This is a genomic window from Bacillus sp. KICET-3 (assembly GCF_033261025.1).
In the GTDB taxonomy this organism is placed as follows: Bacteria; Bacillota; Bacilli; order Bacillales; family Bacillaceae; genus Bacillus; species Bacillus sonorensis.
This window is the reverse complement of sequence record NZ_CP137345.1, coordinates 2,157,773-2,178,560: the sequence shown is the minus strand read 5'-3', so window position 1 is coordinate 2,178,560 and position 20,788 is coordinate 2,157,773. Positions and strand designations below refer to the sequence as shown.

General features: G+C 34.5%; 37 protein-coding genes and 1 pseudogene. 6 read left to right on the top strand and 32 right to left on the bottom strand.

Annotated features, from left to right (window positions below; genetic code table 11):
* Positions 1-10 precede the first annotated feature (10 nt).
* The 3 genes and pseudogenes from R5H20_RS10915 to R5H20_RS10905 all read right to left on the bottom strand — a co-directional run bounded on the left by R5H20_RS10915 (position 11) and on the right by R5H20_RS10905 (position 2,529).
* Positions 11-982, bottom strand: a complete 972-nt coding sequence (locus tag R5H20_RS10915) for an ATP-binding protein (protein ID WP_088272893.1) — start codon at positions 980-982, stop codon at positions 11-13.
* Between the two features lie 54 nt (positions 983-1,036).
* Positions 1,037-1,947: pseudogene (locus tag R5H20_RS10910) on the bottom strand (hypothetical protein).
* A 249-nt stretch (positions 1,948-2,196) separates the two neighbouring features.
* Complete coding sequence (locus R5H20_RS10905; protein WP_088272895.1) at positions 2,197-2,529, bottom strand: hypothetical protein; 333 nt, start codon at positions 2,527-2,529, stop codon at positions 2,197-2,199.
* Between the two features lie 243 nt (positions 2,530-2,772).
* On the opposite strand from R5H20_RS10905, the gene R5H20_RS10900 reads away from it, so the two are divergent.
* The 5 genes from R5H20_RS10900 to R5H20_RS10880 all read left to right on the top strand — a co-directional run bounded on the left by R5H20_RS10900 (position 2,773) and on the right by R5H20_RS10880 (position 6,407).
* The gene (locus R5H20_RS10900; protein WP_157678842.1) at positions 2,773-3,663 is read left to right on the top strand and encodes a S8 family peptidase; all 891 of its coding nucleotides are present in this window, start codon (positions 2,773-2,775) and stop codon (positions 3,661-3,663) included.
* A 17-nt stretch (positions 3,664-3,680) separates the two neighbouring features.
* Positions 3,681-4,571 (top strand): SAR2788 family putative toxin, encoded by an 891-nt coding sequence (locus tag R5H20_RS10895; protein ID WP_088272897.1) that lies wholly within the window; start codon positions 3,681-3,683, stop codon positions 4,569-4,571.
* Positions 4,572-4,601: 30 nt separating this feature from the next.
* Positions 4,602-4,961, top strand: coding sequence for a hypothetical protein (locus R5H20_RS10890; protein ID WP_006640535.1), 360 nt, complete (start codon positions 4,602-4,604; stop codon positions 4,959-4,961).
* A 365-nt stretch (positions 4,962-5,326) separates the two neighbouring features.
* A complete protein-coding gene (locus tag R5H20_RS10885; protein ID WP_006640536.1) occupies positions 5,327-5,812 on the top strand; it encodes a hypothetical protein in 486 nt (161 codons plus the stop codon).
* Positions 5,813-5,885: 73 nt separating this feature from the next.
* Positions 5,886-6,407: a hypothetical protein gene (locus R5H20_RS10880; RefSeq protein WP_006640537.1), complete on the top strand. Its 522-nt coding sequence runs from the start codon at positions 5,886-5,888 to the stop codon at positions 6,405-6,407.
* 135 nt (positions 6,408-6,542) lie between these two features.
* Here R5H20_RS10880 and R5H20_RS10875 read toward each other — a convergent pair whose 3' ends face one another.
* From R5H20_RS10875 to R5H20_RS10840, 8 genes are all read right to left on the bottom strand, one after another.
* Entirely contained in the window at positions 6,543-6,797 is a 255-nt protein-coding gene (locus R5H20_RS10875; protein ID WP_006640538.1) for a hypothetical protein, read from the bottom strand.
* Positions 6,798-6,897: 100 nt separating this feature from the next.
* Positions 6,898-7,086 carry a hypothetical protein gene (locus tag R5H20_RS10870; protein WP_006640539.1) on the bottom strand — a complete coding sequence of 63 codons (189 nt, stop codon included), beginning with the start codon at positions 7,084-7,086 and terminating at the stop codon, positions 6,898-6,900.
* Positions 7,086-7,280 carry a hypothetical protein gene (locus R5H20_RS10865; protein WP_088272898.1) on the bottom strand — a complete coding sequence of 65 codons (195 nt, stop codon included), beginning with the start codon at positions 7,278-7,280 and terminating at the stop codon, positions 7,086-7,088. The genes R5H20_RS10870 and R5H20_RS10865 overlap by 1 nt, the downstream gene beginning before the upstream one ends.
* Entirely contained in the window at positions 7,277-7,465 is a 189-nt protein-coding gene (locus tag R5H20_RS10860; RefSeq protein ID WP_009330082.1) for a hypothetical protein, read from the bottom strand. The genes R5H20_RS10865 and R5H20_RS10860 overlap by 4 nt, the downstream gene beginning before the upstream one ends.
* Positions 7,462-7,842 carry a YopX family protein gene (locus R5H20_RS10855; protein ID WP_088272899.1) on the bottom strand — a complete coding sequence of 127 codons (381 nt, stop codon included), beginning with the start codon at positions 7,840-7,842 and terminating at the stop codon, positions 7,462-7,464. Before R5H20_RS10855 ends, R5H20_RS10860 begins: the two co-directional genes overlap by 4 nt.
* Before the next feature lie 38 nt (positions 7,843-7,880).
* Entirely contained in the window at positions 7,881-8,054 is a 174-nt protein-coding gene (locus R5H20_RS10850) for a hypothetical protein (protein ID WP_157678843.1), read from the bottom strand.
* A gap of 119 nt (positions 8,055-8,173) precedes the next feature.
* Positions 8,174-8,536, bottom strand: coding sequence for a BC1872 family protein (locus tag R5H20_RS10845; RefSeq protein ID WP_006640545.1), 363 nt, complete (start codon positions 8,534-8,536; stop codon positions 8,174-8,176).
* Positions 8,533-8,757 carry a hypothetical protein gene (locus R5H20_RS10840; protein ID WP_006640546.1) on the bottom strand — a complete coding sequence of 75 codons (225 nt, stop codon included), beginning with the start codon at positions 8,755-8,757 and terminating at the stop codon, positions 8,533-8,535. The genes R5H20_RS10845 and R5H20_RS10840 overlap by 4 nt, the downstream gene beginning before the upstream one ends.
* A gap of 92 nt (positions 8,758-8,849) precedes the next feature.
* On the opposite strand from R5H20_RS10840, the gene R5H20_RS10835 reads away from it, so the two are divergent.
* Complete coding sequence (locus R5H20_RS10835) at positions 8,850-9,662, top strand: ATP-dependent DNA ligase (RefSeq protein WP_006640547.1); 813 nt, start codon at positions 8,850-8,852, stop codon at positions 9,660-9,662.
* A 9-nt stretch (positions 9,663-9,671) separates the two neighbouring features.
* Here the strand turns inward: R5H20_RS10835 and R5H20_RS10830 are convergent, their stop codons facing one another.
* From R5H20_RS10830 to R5H20_RS10730, 21 genes are all read right to left on the bottom strand, one after another.
* Complete coding sequence (locus tag R5H20_RS10830; protein ID WP_006640548.1) at positions 9,672-9,920, bottom strand: hypothetical protein; 249 nt, start codon at positions 9,918-9,920, stop codon at positions 9,672-9,674.
* Positions 9,921-9,946: 26 nt separating this feature from the next.
* Complete coding sequence (locus R5H20_RS10825) at positions 9,947-10,462, bottom strand: hypothetical protein (protein WP_006640549.1); 516 nt, start codon at positions 10,460-10,462, stop codon at positions 9,947-9,949.
* Positions 10,463-10,565: 103 nt separating this feature from the next.
* On the bottom strand, positions 10,566-10,793 hold the full coding sequence (locus R5H20_RS10820; RefSeq protein ID WP_006640550.1) for a hypothetical protein: 228 nt from the start codon (positions 10,791-10,793) through the stop codon (positions 10,566-10,568).
* A gap of 159 nt (positions 10,794-10,952) precedes the next feature.
* The gene (locus R5H20_RS10815; protein WP_006640551.1) at positions 10,953-11,762 is read right to left on the bottom strand and encodes a hypothetical protein; all 810 of its coding nucleotides are present in this window, start codon (positions 11,760-11,762) and stop codon (positions 10,953-10,955) included.
* A complete protein-coding gene (locus R5H20_RS10810) occupies positions 11,749-11,913 on the bottom strand; it encodes a hypothetical protein (protein WP_157678844.1) in 165 nt (54 codons plus the stop codon). The genes R5H20_RS10815 and R5H20_RS10810 overlap by 14 nt, the downstream gene beginning before the upstream one ends.
* Positions 11,914-12,063: 150 nt before the next feature.
* Positions 12,064-12,351 carry a hypothetical protein gene (locus R5H20_RS10805; protein ID WP_006640553.1) on the bottom strand — a complete coding sequence of 96 codons (288 nt, stop codon included), beginning with the start codon at positions 12,349-12,351 and terminating at the stop codon, positions 12,064-12,066.
* A gap of 21 nt (positions 12,352-12,372) precedes the next feature.
* Entirely contained in the window at positions 12,373-12,546 is a 174-nt protein-coding gene (locus tag R5H20_RS10800; protein WP_040348866.1) for a hypothetical protein, read from the bottom strand.
* A gap of 26 nt (positions 12,547-12,572) precedes the next feature.
* Positions 12,573-12,917, bottom strand: coding sequence for a hypothetical protein (locus R5H20_RS10795; protein WP_031314806.1), 345 nt, complete (start codon positions 12,915-12,917; stop codon positions 12,573-12,575).
* A 46-nt stretch (positions 12,918-12,963) separates the two neighbouring features.
* Positions 12,964-13,161 carry a hypothetical protein gene (locus tag R5H20_RS10790; protein WP_006640555.1) on the bottom strand — a complete coding sequence of 66 codons (198 nt, stop codon included), beginning with the start codon at positions 13,159-13,161 and terminating at the stop codon, positions 12,964-12,966.
* Between the two features lie 179 nt (positions 13,162-13,340).
* A complete protein-coding gene (locus R5H20_RS10785; protein ID WP_088272900.1) occupies positions 13,341-13,604 on the bottom strand; it encodes a hypothetical protein in 264 nt (87 codons plus the stop codon).
* Positions 13,605-13,645: 41 nt separating this feature from the next.
* Positions 13,646-14,272 carry an SLOG family protein gene (locus tag R5H20_RS10780; RefSeq protein ID WP_088272901.1) on the bottom strand — a complete coding sequence of 209 codons (627 nt, stop codon included), beginning with the start codon at positions 14,270-14,272 and terminating at the stop codon, positions 13,646-13,648.
* 140 nt (positions 14,273-14,412) lie between these two features.
* Positions 14,413-14,535 carry a hypothetical protein gene (locus tag R5H20_RS10775; protein ID WP_263441275.1) on the bottom strand — a complete coding sequence of 41 codons (123 nt, stop codon included), beginning with the start codon at positions 14,533-14,535 and terminating at the stop codon, positions 14,413-14,415.
* 40 nt (positions 14,536-14,575) lie between these two features.
* On the bottom strand, positions 14,576-15,205 hold the full coding sequence (locus R5H20_RS10770) for a DUF3920 family protein (protein ID WP_088272902.1): 630 nt from the start codon (positions 15,203-15,205) through the stop codon (positions 14,576-14,578).
* 35 nt (positions 15,206-15,240) lie between these two features.
* Positions 15,241-15,528, bottom strand: coding sequence for a hypothetical protein (locus R5H20_RS10765; protein ID WP_088272903.1), 288 nt, complete (start codon positions 15,526-15,528; stop codon positions 15,241-15,243).
* Positions 15,529-15,556: 28 nt separating this feature from the next.
* Complete coding sequence (locus R5H20_RS10760) at positions 15,557-15,805, bottom strand: hypothetical protein (RefSeq protein ID WP_088272904.1); 249 nt, start codon at positions 15,803-15,805, stop codon at positions 15,557-15,559.
* 27 nt (positions 15,806-15,832) lie between these two features.
* Positions 15,833-16,180 carry a hypothetical protein gene (locus tag R5H20_RS10755; RefSeq protein ID WP_088272905.1) on the bottom strand — a complete coding sequence of 116 codons (348 nt, stop codon included), beginning with the start codon at positions 16,178-16,180 and terminating at the stop codon, positions 15,833-15,835.
* Positions 16,177-16,905, bottom strand: a complete 729-nt coding sequence (locus tag R5H20_RS10750; protein WP_088272906.1) for a hypothetical protein — start codon at positions 16,903-16,905, stop codon at positions 16,177-16,179. Before R5H20_RS10750 ends, R5H20_RS10755 begins: the two co-directional genes overlap by 4 nt.
* 227 nt (positions 16,906-17,132) lie before the next feature.
* Positions 17,133-17,363 carry a hypothetical protein gene (locus R5H20_RS10745; protein WP_224254496.1) on the bottom strand — a complete coding sequence of 77 codons (231 nt, stop codon included), beginning with the start codon at positions 17,361-17,363 and terminating at the stop codon, positions 17,133-17,135.
* Between the two features lie 329 nt (positions 17,364-17,692).
* Positions 17,693-17,965, bottom strand: a complete 273-nt coding sequence (locus R5H20_RS10740) for a YopT family protein (protein WP_088272908.1) — start codon at positions 17,963-17,965, stop codon at positions 17,693-17,695.
* Positions 17,966-18,351: 386 nt separating this feature from the next.
* Entirely contained in the window at positions 18,352-19,356 is a 1,005-nt protein-coding gene (locus R5H20_RS10735) for a phage lytic cycle repressor MrpR family protein (RefSeq protein WP_088272909.1), read from the bottom strand.
* Positions 19,357-19,373: 17 nt separating this feature from the next.
* Positions 19,374-20,750: a DNA sulfur modification protein DndB gene (locus tag R5H20_RS10730; RefSeq protein WP_088272910.1), complete on the bottom strand. Its 1,377-nt coding sequence runs from the start codon at positions 20,748-20,750 to the stop codon at positions 19,374-19,376.
* Positions 20,751-20,788 lie beyond the last annotated feature (38 nt).

The following is a 20,788-nucleotide window of genomic DNA, read 5'->3' as shown; positions in this document are numbered from 1 at the left end:
CTCCCCCACTTTAGTTTTCAAGAAGGTCTCTAAGATCGTCTAAAATAACAGACATTATATCCGTTTGTTTTTTAGTGCATTCAGTCACCCTAGCCCCTTGTCCGAGATGTTTTTCAGTTACTTCATTAACTTCTTCAAGTCTGCCTTCTTCGTTTAGCTTTGACCCAATTTCAATAATCTGCTCCATTAGTTGATCATAGTCTAGTTTTTCTGATAAGTTCTTTTGTTTCTGTTCTTCATATGTAACGGCTTGAATTCCCTCTGCTTCTTCTTGTCGTTTAATTGCTTCAACAACTGCCTTTTCTAGATTTTCAGCAGTAAACTCTTCAATATATGTATCAATATAATCAAAACGGCTTCGAGCAAAGAACTTCTCAGTTTCAGCTAACCAAGCACTAGATTTAATTACTTTATTATCTTCATCCACACCATTTGAGCTCAGGAATAAGACGATATCGCTATTATCGATGACTGGTGCAAGCACTCGCTTATCACCTTTAGGAATGATTTTTCCATCCTTATCTTCCGTTGCGTGAGCAATAAAGACTACAGTGAATCCTACATTTAAGAGCTTGTTAATTTCCTCCCAGACTTCCGTTTCATACTCTTTCCATAAACCGAATCCATCGTTCCCATCCTTAATTCGACCAACATCATATTGGTCACATACATATCTCGTTGCATACTTTGAAAAAGCATCTACTTCATCAACAATTATGGTTTGATAAACTTCTTTAGCCTTTTCAGGATTTTTTGTAAGCTGCTTGTTCACTTTTTTGAAATCTCCCCAGCTATTAATCGGCATGAAAGGGACTCCAGCAATTGCGTTTAATCCTTTTTCAAATGGAAGGTAAAGTGGTTTTTTCATTCTGGTACTCTGTTTTGTTTTTCCTAAGTTGTTAGATCCATATATCGTAATAACTTTACCTTCAAGTCCTTTTGCTACTACGGAAATCTGAGGGTTAAAAATATCTAATGCCATAAACACTTCTCCTTTTAATTGATTTATTAACGTTTTCTCGATTGTCATTAATTATTAAAATGGTAGACCATCTTTAGAAATCGATTTAGAAGCGCTTGTGCTTGCTTTTCCTCCGAAACCTGTTTTCTTCTCGTTTTTATTATTTTTCTTACTGTCATTCTTCATTTGCTCTAAGTAAAGCTCTCTTTCAGTCAATCCGCTTTAATCGCTTCAGCGTCAAAAGCTGCTTTATCGTCTTCGTCATACGGCTCAAAGCCACCTGTAATTAAAAATTCGCGCTTTGTATTATATGTAATGTTTTGTTTGTCTTTACCAAAGGCAGCTTGTTGAAGAGTCACCTTCTTTTCTTTGAAATTGATGATGTTTCCAAATACTTTTACACTGCTGCCTTTTTCATAATTGTTCTCTACGTAATCAGACCCCTCTTTTGTAACCGCAAACGTAAAAGGAATAATCTTTCCACCATACAGAGGGATGTACCCTTCCAATAGGACTCTGCCCGTTTCTTCGCCTTTAATTTTTTCTTCTTTAACGCCTTTTACAAAAAATTCGACTTCAAATTCTGCTCTCGGATTATATTCTTCATCCGACTTTAAACGGTTAACAAAATTAGTTGACAATTGCGGGTACGATTTTAAATTATCTTGGACAAAATATTCATTCAACCCAATTCTTCCTTGTGTTACTCGAACTCTGTCAGCTTCTTCTTTGCCATGAGTAGCTACAGACTTATAGTCGTTAATGATTGTTTTGTAGCCTTTAGCAATCCCATTGTCTGATCCATCTTCTTTTTTATACTTGGACATTCCAGTGACTGTATGTACTTCATTTGGAGCTGTTTCAATGTCTAATTCAATATTTAGCCCCTCTCCATTTTTCCATTCATTGTGGCGCACTTCTAGAAGTAATCCTTCTAAAACTACTTTGTTTTCTGCTTCACGCAATACTGTTTGATTTTCTGCCATCCAGCAACTCTCCTTTATTATGTGTATATTTTTAATTAGATTATAAAAAATGAATCAAAATACTCTCCGTTATGCGAGTTCTTAATATGTGCTTTTGCATTTTGTTTTTTTAAATCAAGAAATTTTGAAATTACTAAGGCTACATCAAATCCAACATAGACGTTGCCAAAAACCTGATTATTCAAACCGATCTCAGCAAATTCAACAAGAGAATATTTTATCAGTTACCTCAGAACATGTTTATGTACGCTACCTGGCTATGCAATGCTTTCTGTAATACTTTATGTCTTTGATGCCTAAAGCTTTCGATAATTCTATGTATCTTTTCTTCGAAAATCTTGGTCTCTTATGGTTTACAATTTTAATAACCTTCCCATTCCTCACCGTTATATGGAGATCATGGTACATATAAACCTTTGAAAAGAGCCCAATTCTTAGAACACGCTCCGGTGTTTCAGCTTGAACCAGTTTTACATTTCGTGTAAGCTTCGCTCTTGCCTGTTCTTCTGTTATGTTTTTATTCCCCTTGACGCTTTTCCTGTAGTAATTTAAAGCATCGTTTGTAACTTTTAACATCTTCATTTTCTCACCTCTCTCTCAACAGGATAATTACATTATATCCTTTTAATTTGTTTATGTAAATGCAAATTAAAAATTTTTTTATTATCAGGTTAACAGTTAACATTACCTTCTATTATTATATATTTAATTTTTCTAAGATTAAGAATTATATATTCCCATCTTTACTTGACAATGGAAATATTATATTATTTTCTTGTATTAGTTAAATTATGGTGGAAAAGGTAATTGAAAGAGGTTATTAGATTGAAAAACGTTGTTTTTACTTTGATTTTGTTAATATTACTTGCTAGTTGCACTAATAACAGCTCCCAAATTTCTTTTTCAAAAAGCGACTGTGAAAAAAATTGGGCACTTTGTGCTGTTTTCCCAAATGAAAAAGTCAAATTGAATTCACCTAAAGAACCTGTAAAGGTAGCATTATTGGATAGTGGAGTCAATAGTTCTCTATCATTTTTTAAGAATAGTTCAATAATTTCATATGATGCTATAAACAATAAGCCTACTACCACAGATTCTTTAGGTCATGGTACTGCTATAGCCAGTATCTTATTGGCTCCTGCTAATAAACGAACAGTTCATGGCGTATCACCTAATGTGAAATTATTTGATGTAAAGGTACTTAACGATAAAGGAGGTGGTGACATTGATGATGTAATTAACGGAATCGATTGGAGTATCAAGCAGGATGTTGACATCATTAATCTTAGCTTTGGTTTTCAAAAAGATGACAAAAAGTTAAAACATGCTATTGACAAAGCAATCGAGAAAAATATTATAGTTATCGCTTCTGCTGGGAATACATTAGGTCTTTCAGCAGATTATCCAGCAAAATATCAAAATGTCATATCTGTTTCTTCTGTCGATAAAAACCTAAGAAGAGATAAATTTGCAGCTAAAGGCAAGGTTGATTTTGTTGCACCTGGCGTTCAAATTCCTGTTTTGACTCATTCAGGCAAATTAGAAACCGTTGATGGCACATCCTTTGCAACAGCTTTTGTCACAGGTATAGTATCAAATATCCTATCGAAAAATCCAGAGTATGAAAGGAAAGATGTCTTGAATTATTTAAAGAGCACAGCAAAAGATTTAGGAAGGAAAGAAGACTATGGTTACGGGTTAACACAATATGACTAAAAAAAAGGAGAATTAAATTGAAATATTTTATTAGCTTTTTGTTAACTGTTTTTGTATTTTATAACGTAGGGACGAGTTTTTCCTCTGCAACAACAAACCAAACAGAAAACAATTATGAAGATGTAATTAATAAGGAGCAAATAGAATCTGAAACAGAAGATTTCTTTGGTGAGTCTGTCAATGGTAATGATGTTGCATTAGAAAGCCAAGTCGATGGTAATGAAGCAACTATTCAAACAAAGATTGAAACAGATGATTTATCGGTTGATGGTGAATTAGAATTAAATTTAGATACTAGTGACATAATTGTTTCCGCAGAAGCAAAAGATGATAATGGTACACTTTTTCAGGGCGATTTTGAAGTGGAATTACAAGATATAAATGATGATGGAGATTTTATTGCAACTTTAACTGACACTGAAACAGGAGAACAATTTAAAGTAAATACTGCTGAAGTTAAAGCTTCATGGTATCCTTTAGTTGTAATTGCTATTACTGTTGCACGTATTGGCATTAAACAAGCTATTAAGAAATTTGGAAAATCCAGTGTCAAAAAAGCAACGAAAAAATATGGTAAAAAAACCTCAGCGTCAAAAGCTGTACGAAAAGTAAATATGTCGAAATTAGATTCTCATTACAAAAAGCACAAAAAAGAGTTCGGTAATATCTCCAAATCTCAATATTTGAATAAAGCACGAACATTTTTAGGGAAAGCTACTAGCAAAACAGTTCTCCAAAAAAGGAGCAAGAAAAAATTCAATGGTAAATATCGTTACTATAAGTATAATAAAAAGACCAATGAATTTTTAGCAGTAGAACGACAAAAGGATAAAGATGTGATTATTACATATTTCAAGCCAAAACATCCAAATAAAAAAGCTGGTTATGAATATTATAAACGGCAATAATTAAATAAAATAATAAATGGGGGATCAATATTGGAAAAAGAATTATATTCCTGTCTAGTATGCGGATATAAAGGATTAAATGAAAAACTTTTAGATAATGGCGAGTATCAAAAAACATTTGAAATTTGTCCATGTTGCAATTTTGAATTTGGCTACAGTGAAGATCATGATGTGAGTTTAGGCTTTATTGTAACTCCAGATCATTTAATTGAGGCTGCATTTCAATTGTATCGAAAACAATGGATCGAGGCTGGGATGAAAATTGCTCATCCTGAAGAAATTCCAGAAGATTTAAAAAATGGGGAGTGCTTAAAATTTGAAGTTTTAATGAAACAATTGAAAGCCCTAAATCTTGACATGGAAAATCTCGATATTGATGGCATTAATTAATATCCCAACCTTAGAAAAAGCCCTTATGGGCTTTTTCTTATCTACTCACTAAAATACACATATACAGGGATACTCTTGCTATCACTCCCCCACCGTTAATTAACTTCCCGTTAAAATGACAGTTTTATTGAATCTTCTTCACGGTAATGAAATGGGTATCCCCAATGAGACTTTAGGTTCTTTTTGAAATAAGTTATGTCTCGTATAATAACAAAATAGTGGACTATATGTTTTTAGATCAAATTCAATTTTTGTCCTTTCTTTTATAACCAAAAATTTCTTAGGGAATATATTGATTTTTATCCAAATATTTAATATAGTTAGCAATATATTAAATTAATGGTTATTAAAGGAGGAGTAAAGAAATGAAGAAAAAACTTATTTCATTTATCATGGTGTTCACGTTAGCTGTGCTGGCTGTATCAGTTGTTTCTCCTGGCTATGCAAGTGCAGCGGAAAGTAAAAAAGTACCTGTAGTTCAAAATAGCATACAGGCTCCTTTAGCTTCAAATATGAAAACCGATATTGCTAAAATCCAGTCAAAGCTTGAGACTCCTGTAGCTGCAAATTCTAAAGTACATACACAGGGTATTCCTTTCGCTAAACAAATATTAGTAAAAGCACTTAGGGTTGGTGGTCCCGCTTTAGGAACCCTTATTAAAAAGATCCCATATAAATGGGCTCAAAAAGCTGGAGATGCTTGTTCTAAGTGGGGACACAAAGCCGCGGACGTTATAGATGAACTTACAAATTTCGGAGAAACAGCCGTTACTGTGGCATTAGTGAAAGCTGGAATTCCATTAGCTGATGCACAGTTAATTGCGAAGGTTGTTGTGTTCTTTTTGCTATAACTATACATTAAAACAAAAGAGTGAGGCTTATAACCTTCACTCTTTTGTTTTAATTAGGTAAGGAGAGATCACCATGAATCTGCTTGTTATGACGTTATCAATTTATCTTTTGTTTCTCATCGTCTTTTTTATTTTTATGTACAGAGGAGAAAAGAAAGAAGCTGCAGAAAAAAACACAAATGAAAAATTTTTATTATCTACAGTAATAGGAGCTTTGGTTTTATCACTAATTCCTACTGCAGTCATAATGGGGATAATCTTATTTGCAACAGGATCAGCAAATGTACTTGTAAGCTTCTTTGAATTAGAAATAGGATTCAATCAGATTGTTATTATGAGTGTGTGTATGGTTGTTTATTCTTTTACTTTTGATAATATTTTTGTGGCTGTTGGAAGGCACCTCATTGGAGATAACTTTTTCAAGTTTATATTTGCCTCATTGTTTAGGTTTTTATTTATTTATATAGTGGGTATCTTGTGTTCAATTGGGAGTAGCGACAACTTTAAATTATCATTAGGATTAACTTTATTTTTTCTTTTATTAGAATGTATTTTCCCTAAAAAGCCTGATCGTACTCAGAATATAGAATCTTAAGGGCGGACATATCATGACCGACAAAGAAAGAGAAGAACTTGCTGCGAATTTAATGCATATGAAAAAAATGAACAAAATGATTAAGAAGGTACTGAAGTAGTAGATATAAAGCAGGCTCTAAGCCTGCTTTATTGTTTAAAACTCCTCTTCATACAATGCTTTCTCCAAGCAGTCCAATTCCTTCAGCTCGCACTGAACCTTTTCTAATTCACATTTAACCTTTTCAAGGCTATCATTTTCTAATTGCAGTAAATCTGTCAGACGTCTAATCTTAGCCTCAATATTTGCCAATTGAGTGAGTAAGGCACTTTGCTGCTGCAGTAATTGCCTTCTAACCAATTCAATTGTTTCTTCTGTACATTGTCCTCCGCATAGTTGTTCTACTGACATTTTACTTCTCCTTTTTATTTTTAATTAGTTTATGAATCCTATAAAAGATTGTTTTTATTCAGAAGTTATGTAATCATTCCTCCATTGCCCGCTCTGTAACTCATTCCGTCGCCTGCCGAAGCAATGATTTTTCTGGCGGATGGAATGTCAATTCCTTATAACCTTCTTCATCTTTATAAGTAAATACTCGTTTTCCGTAGTGGTATCCATCTATTCTTACAATCGGGTGAAATCGCCCGTTAAATTCAATAGTTCCTAAATCTGCACGAAAAGGAATGTAAATTCCCATTATTCCGCCGCCGCCTCCTTATTGATCCGGTTACTCCTTCTATCTGCAAACATCATCATTTGATACTCCTGCAACTGCTTTTCAACAGTTTCCACAGGCACTAAAGGAAAAGCAGTCTTTTCCCACAAAATAAAATCGCACTGCTTATCATTTGCATCAGGGAAATACTTTCTCACTAAGTCAATCCACGTCATTCCGCCGCCTCCACTTCGCATTTGGCACCTTTGAAAACAGTTTCGTAATGTTCGTTTGTATAATGCCCTCTCAATTCCCGGTCGACTTCAAGTGTGACCTCGCCGACATTACCAAACTTCTTTTCTAAATTGTTTTTAATTATTTGTTTCACTTCTTCAGGTGATAAAGTCACTTGCATTTTCATTCTTCCGCCGCCTCCAATAGATTAGGATTTTCGTAGATATTGCCGATTATGTCCCCTTCATAAGGTTGATAAACTTCATCAGCGCAACAACCGCAACCTCCATCATTAGCAAAGGGGAAATACCCGCACCGATCTTCCTCAAATTCAACTTGAAACCTTCTGCCAATATCCCAAATATCCCTATCGTAGATCATGCGGCCGTTTTTGTCCTTCAATCCAGTGAATAAATCCCGGCTGATTAGTTCATATTCATCTGAAAATACCGGGGACAGTTTGGCGGCTGCCCTTTCTTCCAATTGCCCGATGCTGTACCATTTCATTTCAATGTTGCCGCTGCCTTTATGTCTGAATGTGTAACGAATCTTGATAATTTCCATTTCTCTTACCTCCCGTCATCTTGTAACCATTGTTCAATCTATTTTTTATTTGCATTGTGATAATCTTCATCATAGGAGACAACTCCGCATTCTTTGATTACTACCTTTTGTTCCCCGCCCAACTCAATCATTTCCTTTTCCCATTTAGCCGTTTGTTCATCTCCGCATATAGACATTAATTCGTTATTAGCCATAACAACATAGACTCGCATTTCCCCCTTACCTCCCGTCATCCTCAATCCATTGTTCAATCTGTTTTTCCCTGTATCCGACTGCTGTATCCTCTGTCCCGCCTTGTTTACTTACTTTTAATTTGTATAAAATTTCTGTTTTATCTAATTTTCAGTGCTTTTAATGCCGCTAAGCATGTTGCTTTCTCTGGTTTTTCTGCCCAAGCTTCATACTCGTCAAAAGCAGCACACCAATCTTCCAGACCGATAAAATCGTGTTCTCTTGATAAATAAAAATTTAGTCCATAACCTTTTTGTAGCTTCTCAACTACCTGCAATGCTAAACTCATTTCTCCCGCAAAGTTTTTAAGATTAACCACTTTCCCATCATTATCAAAAGCCAATTCATCGGCCACAATATCCCCTAAAAGCTCAAAGCATTCATCTGGAGTGATTTTCCTCTTCTTGTAACCGTTGAATAATCGGTCTTGAATCAATTCATTAATTTCAACATTACTTCTCATCTAATCCCTCTTCTCAATTTGTTTTTATCCATCACATCAACAACAAAAGCTTCAAATTCCTTATCCCAATATGGTTTTGTTCTTGCTATGTACTTTTTTAAAACTCCATCTTCCTCGATCATAAACGTCTCGCCACGTTCTATTTCAGTGAATTTCTTCTTTGTCCAGATTCCCCTAATCAATACTTTCACATCTTTAAGCTGCACTGATGTTTGGTACATTACATCCCTCCTTTTAATCCATTAAGTACCATCAGCATTTTGCTTTAAATAACATCTCTCCTTAGATAAGATGTTTAAATGGAGGTGGTTTTTTGTTTATAGCTCCAATGCTGCTTGATTCAGCCAAAGAGCCATTTGATGATGAAAACTATATTGCTGAGCTTAAATTTGATGGAATACGAATCATTCTATCTAAGCAAGATGGTAAGATTAAGCTCTACACGCGCCATAATAATGAAGTCACCAATAAATTCCCTGAGCTGCATGATATTGATATTCCCGAAGGGACAGTCTTAGATGGGGAAATTATCGTTACCAATTCTGATGGGTTGCCCGATTTTGAATCTGTTATGGAACGTTTTCAATCAAGCAAATCTTCTCATCAAATTGTTTATTGCGTGTTCGATGTCATAAGATTAAATGAAATATCAATAGCTTCAAATCCACTTTTTAAACGCAAGGAATTCCTTAGATCACTAAATCTTAACCATCCAAATATCTTTGTGATTGAAGGAGTACAAGGCAAAGGAAAAGCCTATTTTGAAATGGCTAAAGAAAAGAACCTTGAAGGAATCGTGCTTAAGAAAGCAAACTCCCCTTACGAGATCAACAAGAGATCGGAAAACTGGATCAAGGTTATAAATTATCAGTACACTGACGTGCTCATTACTGGATACACTAAGGAAGATATCAAGTTTCTTCTCAGTTACCCTGACGGTTTATCTGCCGGGTTCATGGAATTTATGCCATTCGATGAACGCAAATACTTCCACTCTATCAAACAAATAGAATATGAAAATGACGATTATGTATTCATTAAGCCTTTATTATGTAATGTGAAGCACCGTTTTAAGACTAAAAATGGCAAACTTCGTATCCCCTCATTTAATTCCTGGAGAGATTAATACTCTCCGTTACATAGCTTCTTCTAAAACAAATTCAAAAATTTTATTCTTCACATACGATTTACCTTCGTATACATCGATAATTCTCCATTTTTTAAACATATCGCAATACCATGTAACTGCATATTTTGCGTGTTTCAATGAACTGAAAGCTTCTGCATCTCCCGGACAGGCCACTTCGATATAGGGGTGTTCTAATGACTCGCTCCCATTATGTTTCAAATAGAATTCCGTTTCGATGTTTTGAATGATAAACACACAATTCCTCCTTCATAATAAAATAACTATTTGATCTTAATTGAATCCCAATCAAATGTTTCTAATATCTTCAATAGTCGTTCCACTTTAGGCGCTCTCCAAGCTGTCATAGCATAAGTATGAGCTTTTGAAGTGTAATGATGCTTATTCGATTTGATGTGACTCTTTGCTTCTTTTTTGGTTAAAAACATTGTATTTGGTTGTATAATGTGAACCTTTCTTTCTGGAATTAGCTCTGCTTCTTCGTCAATGTATTTTCGAATCCACTCAATAGTTTCGTCATAGTCGCCCCCAATTTTTTTCAGCTCAGTTAGGCATTCTTTAGACAGCCCACTATCTTTTTTTATTTCTTCTAGATAATCATCTAAAACATATGATTCTGCAACATTTGGCAGGTATACAGAATAGCGCTCTGCGTTCTCCTCCCGAGCTTCGACCCATTCATAATCACCGACTGTCCAAAATCGTGGTGCAGCTTGACCGTCGTTTTCTTGCGTCCTCAATTCTTCTTGCAACTCTTTTAAAAACTGGATATCTCCCACATAATACCTCCCACCTCGTTAAAAACATGCTTTTATCTAAACTCTAATGGTTCATTTAATTCATGTGCTAGTCTGCAGCCAGCAATAAACTGTTTTGTGCACTCTATGTATCCACAATCACGTAATATATGACCATGAGACATTTCTTTTTTGCCAACTCTTCTACATATGGCAAGATGGCTTCTAATTCATCCGCAACAATTTTACACATTTCAGGACTAATTTCACCATCACAATCTGAATGACCGAAAAACTCAGTTAGCCCCTTATGCGTTTTTGGAATAACCTTTACCAAAATACCAATAGCCATCCTTAAATTTTTTATTGTCATGAGGCGGCCAACTACCTCCAATTGACCTTAATAAAAACCTTCTAAGATTATTAAACGCCGAGTGTGCTCCAATAAAGGCGCCATGTGTTACATTTAATCCCATATAATCCTCCTTCCATTTGATGAAAACTATCTTTTAATTTGTTTAAAATGACGATTTTATTGACTTTTCAGCTCCACACTTATGTTCAGGTTATTTGCAATTCGTTTGCCTACCTCATTTGATACTGTTTGAGACACTCTTTCTTTAAAGCCGTAGAGCAACCTTCCCTCATCTCCAAATCCCTCTTCTATAAGTGAGTCAATTTTTGAACTTATAAATGACTGAAATTCCCCTGACTCTGCTGCTTTTTTAACTTCATTTGATACTGCAATGCGAATCATTTCTTGAATGTCCTCTTTCGTTATACCTAATTCATTATGTATAAAGTTTTTTACTTCTTTGTATCCCCTTTTCTTATTTTTGAATTCTTGGTATTTATTTTCTTTAGACAATGGAACAAGGACACGGTAACATCCATGGGAAAATCCGCACGTGATGTCTCCGTCTGGACGTTCGTATTCGATTACATCGATCGTGCCAACGCCCACATTAGTAACCTCCCTTACCCTTCCTCCCGATTTACCGTTGTTCATATGAATAACCTTCTCGCATACTTCCGCCTTGCGGTCGACCATTTCGTAGCGCTCCCCGTCAATGTGGACGACGTTGGTCGGTTCGAGTGTACGGTATTCGTTATTACCAACAAGATGACCGCATTCTGTTGCTACGCCACTACCATAACCCGTGTAGAGCTCGACCGTAAATATATCCTCATTTGAATAATGATCTCCATAACCTGGGTCTGCATCGACAATTACGATCTTCTCACCCAGTTTCGCCTTCCTATTGACCTCTACATACTCGCGTTTGATTCCGCCAAGTGATTCGTCAGCCAATACGTGAATTTTTTCGTTAGTTTTTGTCATTTATTCCTTCTCCCAAATATCCTTCATAATTTTGATGTGTTCTTGTGTCAACTTCATCTTTTCTCCCCCTCGTCATCTTCATCCACTTCAAACTGTTCCTTATAGCTATCCCAACCGCAACGGCATTTGAAAGCGCACCAGACGCCTTCACCAAGTGACCTCCGCAATAACTTGCCTGTCCTCGCAGAGCGTTCATATCGAAAAGTATCCTCTCCATACTCGATAATCTGCTTATTCCCGCATTCCGGGCATTCTGTGTAATTCATATCGCTTCTCCTTCCCGGCTCCGTCCGCGTATTCCTTACTGTGTCACCTCTTCTTCTAAGATAGAAGAAACGCCTCCCCCTCTATCAGAAGACCAAATTTCAAAGGATTTTCCATTAATTAATTTCACAATGATAGGAAACCAGTCCTCGGGTAACAACTCACCTTTTTGCCTTTCTTCATTTTTTTTCAATGCATTATAAAGCTCTTCAAATGAATGAGTGGACACATAAGAAGGCTTATTTATAAATGCAGACTCCACGACATCACCAAAAATTTCTTTTGCTTTTTCCGTCAAAATAATTTTATCTTTTGTTAGTTTCAAAAGTTCACCCACTTCTCCTATCTAAATATTGTAACGTTCCTTCATTTCTTCAATTTGGCAGTTAATTTTTAGTAACAAATCCTGTTCGCTTTTAAAGTCATCATTTGTTATACCTTTACGTTGCATATACTCCAATAAAGCGTGTTTTAATGTGTACAGCTGTTTGTATGAAAATTTAGTGTTAATGCCGCTCATTTCCTCATCCTTTCTCAGTCACTACCTCAATACTTTATATAAACCACTATTGCTTTTTTCCACGCTAGACTCTCTATTTTTTTCTTAGCTTGCTTCTCTACAAAAGCTGATTGATCATTAGTTAGTGGAAATTCCGTATATAAATCCTCCGCGACACTATCAGCAATCTCCTCAAACAATTCGTCTTTCTCTTCATTAAATAGCCATACTCGATCATTCAATGTAATATAAGAATCAATTAAAATTCTAGATGGATAACCAAGCGTGTAAGGGTGGTCAGATCCTTCATTTGGATACATGAAAATAAGTTCTCTTTCTGGATACATGCTCAATATATTTAATAATTCTGCTGTTTTATCCAGTTTCCTCATCTCCTTATAAACCATTTTAATATTGTTCTTTTAATTAATTTATGTTTTATCCAATAGCATATTTTGATTTGTGCGGTCTTTTATGTATGAATTCAGGAATATCAATACGCTTATTGACTTTTGTTTTAGTTCTTACAAGGACACGGTTTTCAAGAAACTGTACTTCTTCCACTTTCTGACCATGGGACTCAAAATAAAAATCAAAAATCTCTTTAAGGGTCTTATCATTAAGATTGTAATTCATCATTGCCCCTCCTTTTGGAATCTATATAGTCTTTCCAGCTGCAATTCTCAAACACTTTCATATCTGCCCCCAAATGCCATTTAAACCATACTAAGTTAAACCATGCTGTTTCCAATATGTATTTGATGTAACCGATACTTTCATCCCCTCTTTGGATAAAATAATCCTTTTATATAATTTTATTGTTTAAAATCAGATCCAAACATTAGCTTGCACTCCTCTAAAGTAAACGGCTCTTCCAAAAACAAAACATCCCCTTTGTTAAACGTCACACAAAATTGATTATTACTTAATGGAAGTGGGCATTCGCTACTATCCTCAACTTCAACTACATCACCTACAGCAATCAGACCTTCTTCAATAAGTTCTCTGAAATCCAAAGAGCCATCATAATGCTCTTCCCAATCCAGACCTCCCAAATTTACAATTTTATATTTATTCATCCCGTGTCTCCTTTTATTTTAAATTTAATTGTATTTTTCACTTACCCTGCTGTATATGAAATTTCTAACTCAAAGTCATACTTAGGATACAACCTCCATATTTGATGTCCTAAATAGCATCTCCTTGCATAATTCAAGCAGTTCGCTGTACCTCCTTTACCCCCATCATAGACGGCCACTATTGCTTGACTGTGATCAACCATATACTCATTACGTTTCAGCATTTTAGCGACTGAAAATTCACCTGGATTATCGTCATCAGTTTTATACTTATCGATTTCCTCAACATTCACAATTTCATCAGCCAATTCAAGCATTCTCTTGTACCAGTACTTCTGGTCATCTGACCAAACTTTATCTTGGTTCTTGAATGGAATAGCGACAATGTTTTGAATATCGGGGTATTTCTTCTTCAGCATATATACACACCAAAATGCAGCTATATCAGTTCCTAATGCGCCACCAGAAATGAATCGATTTTTATTTTCTCGTGTAATCAGTTCTTCAATGACTTCAAGCAGCTTGTCTTTCAATTTCAGCATTGTAGGGTTTTTCATATCATACCCTCCTAGCTTGTCCGGCCTATGACCAGTGAAACACACAGTTTTCTCTCTTAAAGCCTCCTTTTCTTCAAATTGCCGCTCACGTTCTTTTCTCTCAATTTCCATCTGCTTAATATATTCAGGATCACTAAGTTTTTTGAAATCGACTATCGGTTCTCACCCTTTCCCTTAAAACAGTTTTTTATTGAGTAATCTTTTCATAGTCCTCAAATTGCAACTGCCTTTCATGTGGATATCCTTTTGGTTTAATAAATGGGAGTCCGTCTCTCTCCTCCCCCTTTTACCTCTACAACGCTGCCCGCTTTCAAGACGATACCGTCTCTAAATAAAATGTCTTTTTTCAGCAAGATTTTATCTCCTACTCTCATTATCTCTCTCCTCTCTTTAAAACAGTCTTTTTATTTTAATTTATTTATAAATCTCTAATCTTCCCCAGCAAGTTTCCCATTTAAACTTTATTCCTAGAATATTATTAATATCATCATGAAACTTATTCATCATTCTAGTCGCAAAGTGTCTTGCATCTCGCTCGCTTTTCTGTGCAAAATAGCCAGGTTGACCTCCATCTATATATTTCGAATCTTTAACGCAAGTCATAAACTCATCTTGGTAAGCGTGTCTAAGTTCATGATACAGTGTTTCGAGAATAAAGAGCTTTATAGTCTGATTGTAGCCTTTTGGATAATTGAATGGATAAATGTGAATAACCCCAAACCCATTTAAACCAACCAGTTGTTTTCTAAAGATACTTCTGATGGTTTTTAAGCAAAAAGGTGCTCCAAGTGGGTTCAAAAAATTAAGCAATGCTTGGATTTTATTTTGAAACACAAATATTCTAATCCCTAGGTTATGATAATCCTTATGTAGCAGCTGTATACACTTCTCAATCTCTTTTGCACTTATTACAGATGATTTATTCTCTATCAAATTACTTTTTAGGTCTACCCCCGTTATCAATCGAAAATGATCTTTATATAACCTTGCTATATCATCCTCTAAATACATCTTTACTGAGGCATTAGTTTTTTCAGCAATCACTGATCTCCTCCTGTATTTAACTTAAAACTTCAATTTTATTTGATTTCACGCTCATGTATTGTAAAGAGGACAAATGGACAATCATTAAAGTATGAACCCCTTTCAGGTTCTTGCACTTTAGTCGTTTGATAAAGTTCTTTAAACCTTTTTACTTCCTCATCGTTACGCAATTTTAGTTCAAAGAGAGGCATCCCTACAACGCTCACTCTTGTGTTTCCAGACCACCCCTCTTGTTCAAGTCGCTTGATTGTTTCCCACATCTCATCCAAGGAATTATGAAACACTTCTATAACCATCTTTTTGGTTTGTTTTTTAATAAACATCCTAACCCTCCTTTTAATTATTTTGAAACTAATTCTTCATCCATGACTTTATGGTTTCTTTGGACATAACCACAACCACTACAGCCCCCAACAAAGTCATAGCCGCGATAAAAGCCATTTTGTTTCCGATGAAAAATTCAAGCACATTCGTTTCCACCTGATCTAATTCTTTTTGAGCTTCCTTTGCCATATCTCTTTCAAGAATTTGATCTACAAAAACCATCTTCATTCCTGCCAGAAATCCAATGGCTAACCAAATGAATAAAGCGATTCCCAAGTAGAACACATAATCACCTGTCACACATTATTTTTGAAAGCCTGACCATGGAATCTTATTGGAAGAATCATTTTCTAACAATTCATCACACACTTTGCAAAGAGTCGACTTTGTTATTGTCTGATAAAAAGAGTCTTTTCTACCGCAGCATTGGCAACTCAAATCAAATGCATTAGACTCTCTCTTTTGCTTCCTTTGCATGGCATTCCCAGTTAATATTATTTCTGATTGAGATAAATCCCCGCTCTTTACACGTGCTTCCGTACTCCAAGGAAAAACTGATTTTTTCAGCACTCTATGAACTGACAAGTTCAAGGGGCTTTGTTTAATTTTCTGAAAATCCCTGTTGTCCGTAAGATCTACGTTTCTTTTCATTGCTTATTCCCAAAAAGCTTTTTTAACCAACTTGAACGTTTATGTAGCTTACGTTCTCGATTTATTCTAAACCCGTCAACGCCGTCCTCCATATTATTTAGTTGATTTTTTAATTGCTTTATGTCATGAGGAGTACTGATTGTTATTGAAATATCCTTGTTCTTAGATCTCTTGACTTCAGAAATCATTTTGTCCAAAGTTAAATCGCAATACTCGTCTTCCCAATCACCTATGTAATAAAACCGTTCAATTAAAGTACCACTAGATTCATCTTGAAATGTTCCAAAAAGAATAGGATCTTTATCCCGCCTTTCTTTCTCCACCTGTTTTTCGATCCTCCCTGTATAGTCAGTAAACACAACGTAAAATCGGTCGAATTTATCGCTTACTTTTTCATATTTATGAATCACGTCATCAGGGATCTCTCGTTCGTAATTTTCAAGCTCAATGATCTTAACAGTATTTTTTGCAATATTGTCTATGAATTCCTCGATATCATCTCTATAAATAAAAGTATCGATTCCCAGCTTCACAATTTCGCGTTCTTTTTCAATTGTTTCAAGATGAAAAATCAGCTTTTTAGCTGCCTTAATTTGGTTAGTTCTGTTATATTTGTTTAACAACACTAAACAATTATCGTAATATTGCTGGAGAACTTCATCTGTTACTTTGTTTTTTTTCGACTTAACCATTTCGAAATATTGACTTGGCTGCAATTCCTCCATAATCATCCTCCCTTTTTAATTTGTTTAAAATACATCTTTTATTTAAAACGATAATTCAACCATACTTTTAATCAATGTTAGATTTCTTCATTATCACAAAATATTCGAATCGACTTGAATATGTACGTTTATTGCAGTTATGTAGTACTGTTTCTACACATCTTTTTGAAATACGTTGAGCGCACTCCCATCCGACTGTCTCTTTTTCTCTAATTCTTTTTATTAAGCTAATTTGATTGTAATCTTTCATAAAAATTTTCGTCGGGTATGTTCCAATCATTCTCTTCCCTCTCCTCAACGAGTTCGTTCAGTATGTATGTTGCTTCCTGGGCATTTTCAATGACAAAATGCAAATCCCCGATTGCCCGTCTGAAATCCCCTTGCTTCATGTCATGTAGTGCTCTACTGTGTGAATCAAGTATCTTCTTCATCTTTTGTAAAACAATCTCTATCTTCATCACTCCTTTTTTTATACTTTTAATTTGTTTATATTTTATTATACAGAAAATGTTTAGTCAATAGGGATTTGAAAAGTCATTAAATATATTTACTTTCATTCATCCCTATTGACATTGACTGTCATCTGATCTTGAAGATGAATTCGTTGATTTCATTTCTTAACTTTACTAAATCTTCAGTGGTAATTGTTAATTTCAAATTGCTCTCGGTTTTGTCATGAAGGACTATTACGGCCGAAAACTTATTAGACGAAAGACTTTTGCTCTTCAATTTGATCTCTATGTTCTCTAAGGCAATATTAATTGATATATCCATATCGATTGTCCTTTTAAATTTTAATCATTTGATTCAATGCTGCATCTGTTTCCTTTATATAGCTGTCTTCCCATTCTTCAGTATCTTCAACCTCATACTCAAGGTTACAGATATCAAACTCTTCAGCCTCCCCGTCTATATTTATAAAAACAATTTTATAAGCCTCTTGCAATTTCTCAAGTAAAAATTCGGCTTTGTCTTTTGAAGATTTCATTGAGTCTGCTGAGTTCTCAATGAAGGTGTCAATCTGTAGTAAGCAATTGTTTAGATACTTTTGTTGTGCCATTATCATTTCCCCTATATAATGAATTTCCGGAGCAGAACACATGTTCTGTTTTGTTCGTGAGTTTATTATACCTCTTTTTGCTAAACATTTCTAGAGGTAATTTTATATCCTTAAATCACTAGGCCAAAAGATCTTATTTATAATATTCCGAAAGTGATTCTTAAACGAAAAGGACTTATGACTCATCCAACTCACTAATACCTCTTCGCTCCGTATGACTATGTTACTATATGTTAATTCTTAAGAGAATAGCTATTTTTGTCTCTTTATGTCGAACAAACTCGTTTAAATGGATTTTTCCGATAAATTTACTCGATATTTTATTGAATTTATAAATCTAAATTTTAGTAAAAGAAAAGGCACCCTTTCATTGGGTGCTCATTTCATTAACGCATTTTTATCCCGTCTTTAATTCCAAGTTCTTTAGCGTAGTACTTTTTAATTTCTTCTTCGTTTACATACTGTTTGATACTATATATTTTTTTAGATAAGTCATCATACCGTTCACTTCTCTTATTGATGATATGCTCATAATCCTCTTTCTCTAACTTACCCTTTTCCTTGTATATTTTATAGCCTTCATACAAAACACCCGATCTATTTATCCTTGTCGGATTTAAGAAAGGATAATCATTAACTTCTGGGGCCAGTACAGTCCTCATGGTATAAACAACAACATTAAAAGAAGATCTCTCTAAGTCTTTTTGGGTGCTTGTTTTTTTATTCCGAATAACATATTCATTATCCGCTAAGGTAAACATACTCCCTCTTGATGATTCTGAAGCTCCATTCTTGTTATGATATTTATTTTCATCCGCTGCAAGAAGGCATTCGTTTATACATTCATCGCTGACCTTGATTTCCCTTGAGCCATATTTATCATCATGCACAGTTAGGATGTTTCCGTTTTCTTTTGCTTTTAGAACATCGACTTTTTTTAAATTACGTATTTCACTACATCTATGTCCCTGAACTCCATCAAACAGCAACATAAACATGGCTCTATCCCTATGATTGACTAAAGTGTCAATAATCCCTTCGAATTCATTAGCAGTAATATAAAGTTTTTTTCCTTCGTCTATACAATTTTTAACATCTTCAATTGTCAAATCTCTAGACAAGTTTGTAGTACCTTTAGTTATTTTTTGATAAATCGCCCAATCAATATACTTTGTAATGTGTGACCAGCAACTCAATAAAGATGAAGTTGTAGATCTATTCAAGAGTGTCAAATAATCAAGGATTTCATTAGAATTAAAATCATAAAGATCTTTCTTTAAAAATTTTTCAACCTCTGCTCCTCTTCTAAATATAGAAAGGATTTGAGGCACCTCTTTCTCATTGACTATTTCTAAAAATTTATTCTTTATATCCTCATTATATAATTTCATTATAAGCACCTCTAAACTTAGACATCTAACTTGGAAAAGTAATCAATCACATGTTTTAAGCCGTACCTAAACTGAACATGCTTTTTATTATTTAATACTTTTAGACTTTTCCATAGGTCGTTATCCATGGAAAAATCAACTTTCAAAAGTGCCTTATCGATTTCCTCGGCAGATTTTGACTCCTGTTTCATTTTTACTCCTAATGCTAAAATGCCTATTATAACAGGAGACGCGGTGATTAGACTTCTTCTCTCTCTGCCAAATGAATGATTTGTAAAATCATCGATATATGAATTAAAAACAGTATTGAACACTTCCGTAAGATACATGCCCAACTTTCTTGCCTCAGCTAGATTATCCACTTTGTAATTTAAAGAATTGAGAACCATTTTTAAACCTGTAGTAAACCTTTGGAATGTAATGACGAATTTTTCATTTCTAAAAATTTCATCACTATTTACTTTAATGTACTCACCTATATCACTGTTATCTCTAATAAAATTAATAATAGTTGACAGATAATCATTCTCACTCATTTCTGCAACTTTAGATTTTGCCACAGGATTGATGGTGTTTTGTTGTCCAAAATGTTTTCTCGCTTTTTTCATTGTATAGTTATACAAATCAACTTTCAAATAAAAATCGTTAACGCTTGGATTCCTTCTGAATGCTCTATTTATACCGTTCAATCTGTGCCATCCATCAATCACATCCAATTGCGTTCCTTTAGTGACAGTTAATTTTCTTTCTTCCGGATCGAATAACAGTTCAATTCCCTCTTCTGAGCTGCCTAATAAGGCATTGAAAGTCAATACCGATTTATTTAAATCATTTTGTTCCACTAATTTTGCAATTGCTTCAACGGAAGCATCAACGAGATCAGGAACTGGTATTTCATCTTCAATCTCTTCGATATAAAGTGTTTTATCTGTTCTCTGAGCTTTTGGATTATAGCGCAATAGCTGTGATTCATATAGTTTATGCAGTTCACTTGCTTTAACAAGAAAAATAAAATTATCTTCTGAAACCTTTGTTACATCTGTAAATGTATAGGGAAATGAAACCTCTTCACTCTCATAACCCTCCCAATTTAATTCCATCTCTTTAATACGGTTAGGGGGAAAATAATTTTCAGGTGAAATTGTTTCATCTCTTGTTAAAGTATACAAATTTTTTGCAAGAAAATATTTTTCAATTGTTGTAAAAACAGCATTTGGGTTACTCAATTGTTTAAAAAGCTCCTGCGTTTTCCCAGGCTGAAATTTATCTTTAGCCATCAAATTTCTAAAAGAAATCATTAATTTATTATCGTGTTGTATTTTTAATTTAACATCAAGTAACCCATCCATTAATTTTTTATCTGCTTCCGCATCAAAAATGATTGGAGAATTCATTACATCACCTCATTTAATCTAAATTAAATGTAGCAGAT

What these genes read in the sequence shown, in the direction of transcription:
- R5H20_RS10820 (WP_006640550.1), bottom strand. Translation starts at nt 10,793, where the DNA reads ATGACAATAAAAAATTTAAGGATGGCTATTGGTATTTTGGTAAAGGTT.
- R5H20_RS10855 (WP_088272899.1), bottom strand. Translation starts at nt 7,842, where the DNA reads ATGGAAATTATCAAGATTCGTTACACATTCAGACATAAAGGCAGCGGC.
- R5H20_RS10850 (WP_157678843.1), bottom strand. Translation starts at nt 8,054, where the DNA reads ATGCGAGTCTATGTTGTTATGGCTAATAACGAATTAATGTCTATATGC.
- R5H20_RS10730 (WP_088272910.1), bottom strand. Translation starts at nt 20,750, where the DNA reads ATGAATTCTCCAATCATTTTTGATGCGGAAGCAGATAAAAAATTAATG.
- R5H20_RS10755 (WP_088272905.1), bottom strand. Translation starts at nt 16,180, where the DNA reads ATGAAAAGAAACGTAGATCTTACGGACAACAGGGATTTTCAGAAAATT.
- R5H20_RS10875 (WP_006640538.1), bottom strand. Translation starts at nt 6,797, where the DNA reads ATGTCAGTAGAACAACTATGCGGAGGACAATGTACAGAAGAAACAATT.
- R5H20_RS10860 (WP_009330082.1), bottom strand. Translation starts at nt 7,465, where the DNA reads ATGAAAATGCAAGTGACTTTATCACCTGAAGAAGTGAAACAAATAATT.
- R5H20_RS10885 (WP_006640536.1), top strand. Translation starts at nt 5,327, where the DNA reads ATGAAGAAAAAACTTATTTCATTTATCATGGTGTTCACGTTAGCTGTG.
- R5H20_RS10905 (WP_088272895.1), bottom strand. Translation starts at nt 2,529, where the DNA reads ATGAAGATGTTAAAAGTTACAAACGATGCTTTAAATTACTACAGGAAA.
- R5H20_RS10745 (WP_224254496.1), bottom strand. Translation starts at nt 17,363, where the DNA reads ATGAAGATAGAGATTGTTTTACAAAAGATGAAGAAGATACTTGATTCA.
- R5H20_RS10870 (WP_006640539.1), bottom strand. Translation starts at nt 7,086, where the DNA reads ATGGGAATTTACATTCCTTTTCGTGCAGATTTAGGAACTATTGAATTT.
- R5H20_RS10800 (WP_040348866.1), bottom strand. Translation starts at nt 12,546, where the DNA reads ATGAGCGGCATTAACACTAAATTTTCATACAAACAGCTGTACACATTA.
- R5H20_RS10785 (WP_088272900.1), bottom strand. Translation starts at nt 13,604, where the DNA reads ATGAATAAATATAAAATTGTAAATTTGGGAGGTCTGGATTGGGAAGAG.
- R5H20_RS10815 (WP_006640551.1), bottom strand. Translation starts at nt 11,762, where the DNA reads ATGACAAAAACTAACGAAAAAATTCACGTATTGGCTGACGAATCACTT.
- R5H20_RS10735 (WP_088272909.1), bottom strand. Translation starts at nt 19,356, where the DNA reads ATGAAATTATATAATGAGGATATAAAGAATAAATTTTTAGAAATAGTC.
- R5H20_RS10845 (WP_006640545.1), bottom strand. Translation starts at nt 8,536, where the DNA reads ATGAGAAGTAATGTTGAAATTAATGAATTGATTCAAGACCGATTATTC.
- R5H20_RS10750 (WP_088272906.1), bottom strand. Translation starts at nt 16,905, where the DNA reads ATGGAGGAATTGCAGCCAAGTCAATATTTCGAAATGGTTAAGTCGAAA.
- R5H20_RS10780 (WP_088272901.1), bottom strand. Translation starts at nt 14,272, where the DNA reads ATGGAAATTGAGAGAAAAGAACGTGAGCGGCAATTTGAAGAAAAGGAG.
- R5H20_RS10775 (WP_263441275.1), bottom strand. Translation starts at nt 14,535, where the DNA reads ATGAGAGTAGGAGATAAAATCTTGCTGAAAAAAGACATTTTATTTAGA.
- R5H20_RS10840 (WP_006640546.1), bottom strand. Translation starts at nt 8,757, where the DNA reads ATGTACCAAACATCAGTGCAGCTTAAAGATGTGAAAGTATTGATTAGG.
- R5H20_RS10915 (WP_088272893.1), bottom strand. Translation starts at nt 982, where the DNA reads ATGGCATTAGATATTTTTAACCCTCAGATTTCCGTAGTAGCAAAAGGA.
- R5H20_RS10790 (WP_006640555.1), bottom strand. Translation starts at nt 13,161, where the DNA reads ATGAATTACAATCTTAATGATAAGACCCTTAAAGAGATTTTTGATTTT.
- R5H20_RS10880 (WP_006640537.1), top strand. Translation starts at nt 5,886, where the DNA reads ATGAATCTGCTTGTTATGACGTTATCAATTTATCTTTTGTTTCTCATC.
- R5H20_RS10765 (WP_088272903.1), bottom strand. Translation starts at nt 15,528, where the DNA reads ATGTTTATTAAAAAACAAACCAAAAAGATGGTTATAGAAGTGTTTCAT.
- R5H20_RS10740 (WP_088272908.1), bottom strand. Translation starts at nt 17,965, where the DNA reads ATGGCACAACAAAAGTATCTAAACAATTGCTTACTACAGATTGACACC.
- R5H20_RS10795 (WP_031314806.1), bottom strand. Translation starts at nt 12,917, where the DNA reads ATGAGGAAACTGGATAAAACAGCAGAATTATTAAATATATTGAGCATG.
- R5H20_RS10865 (WP_088272898.1), bottom strand. Translation starts at nt 7,280, where the DNA reads ATGACGTGGATTGACTTAGTGAGAAAGTATTTCCCTGATGCAAATGAT.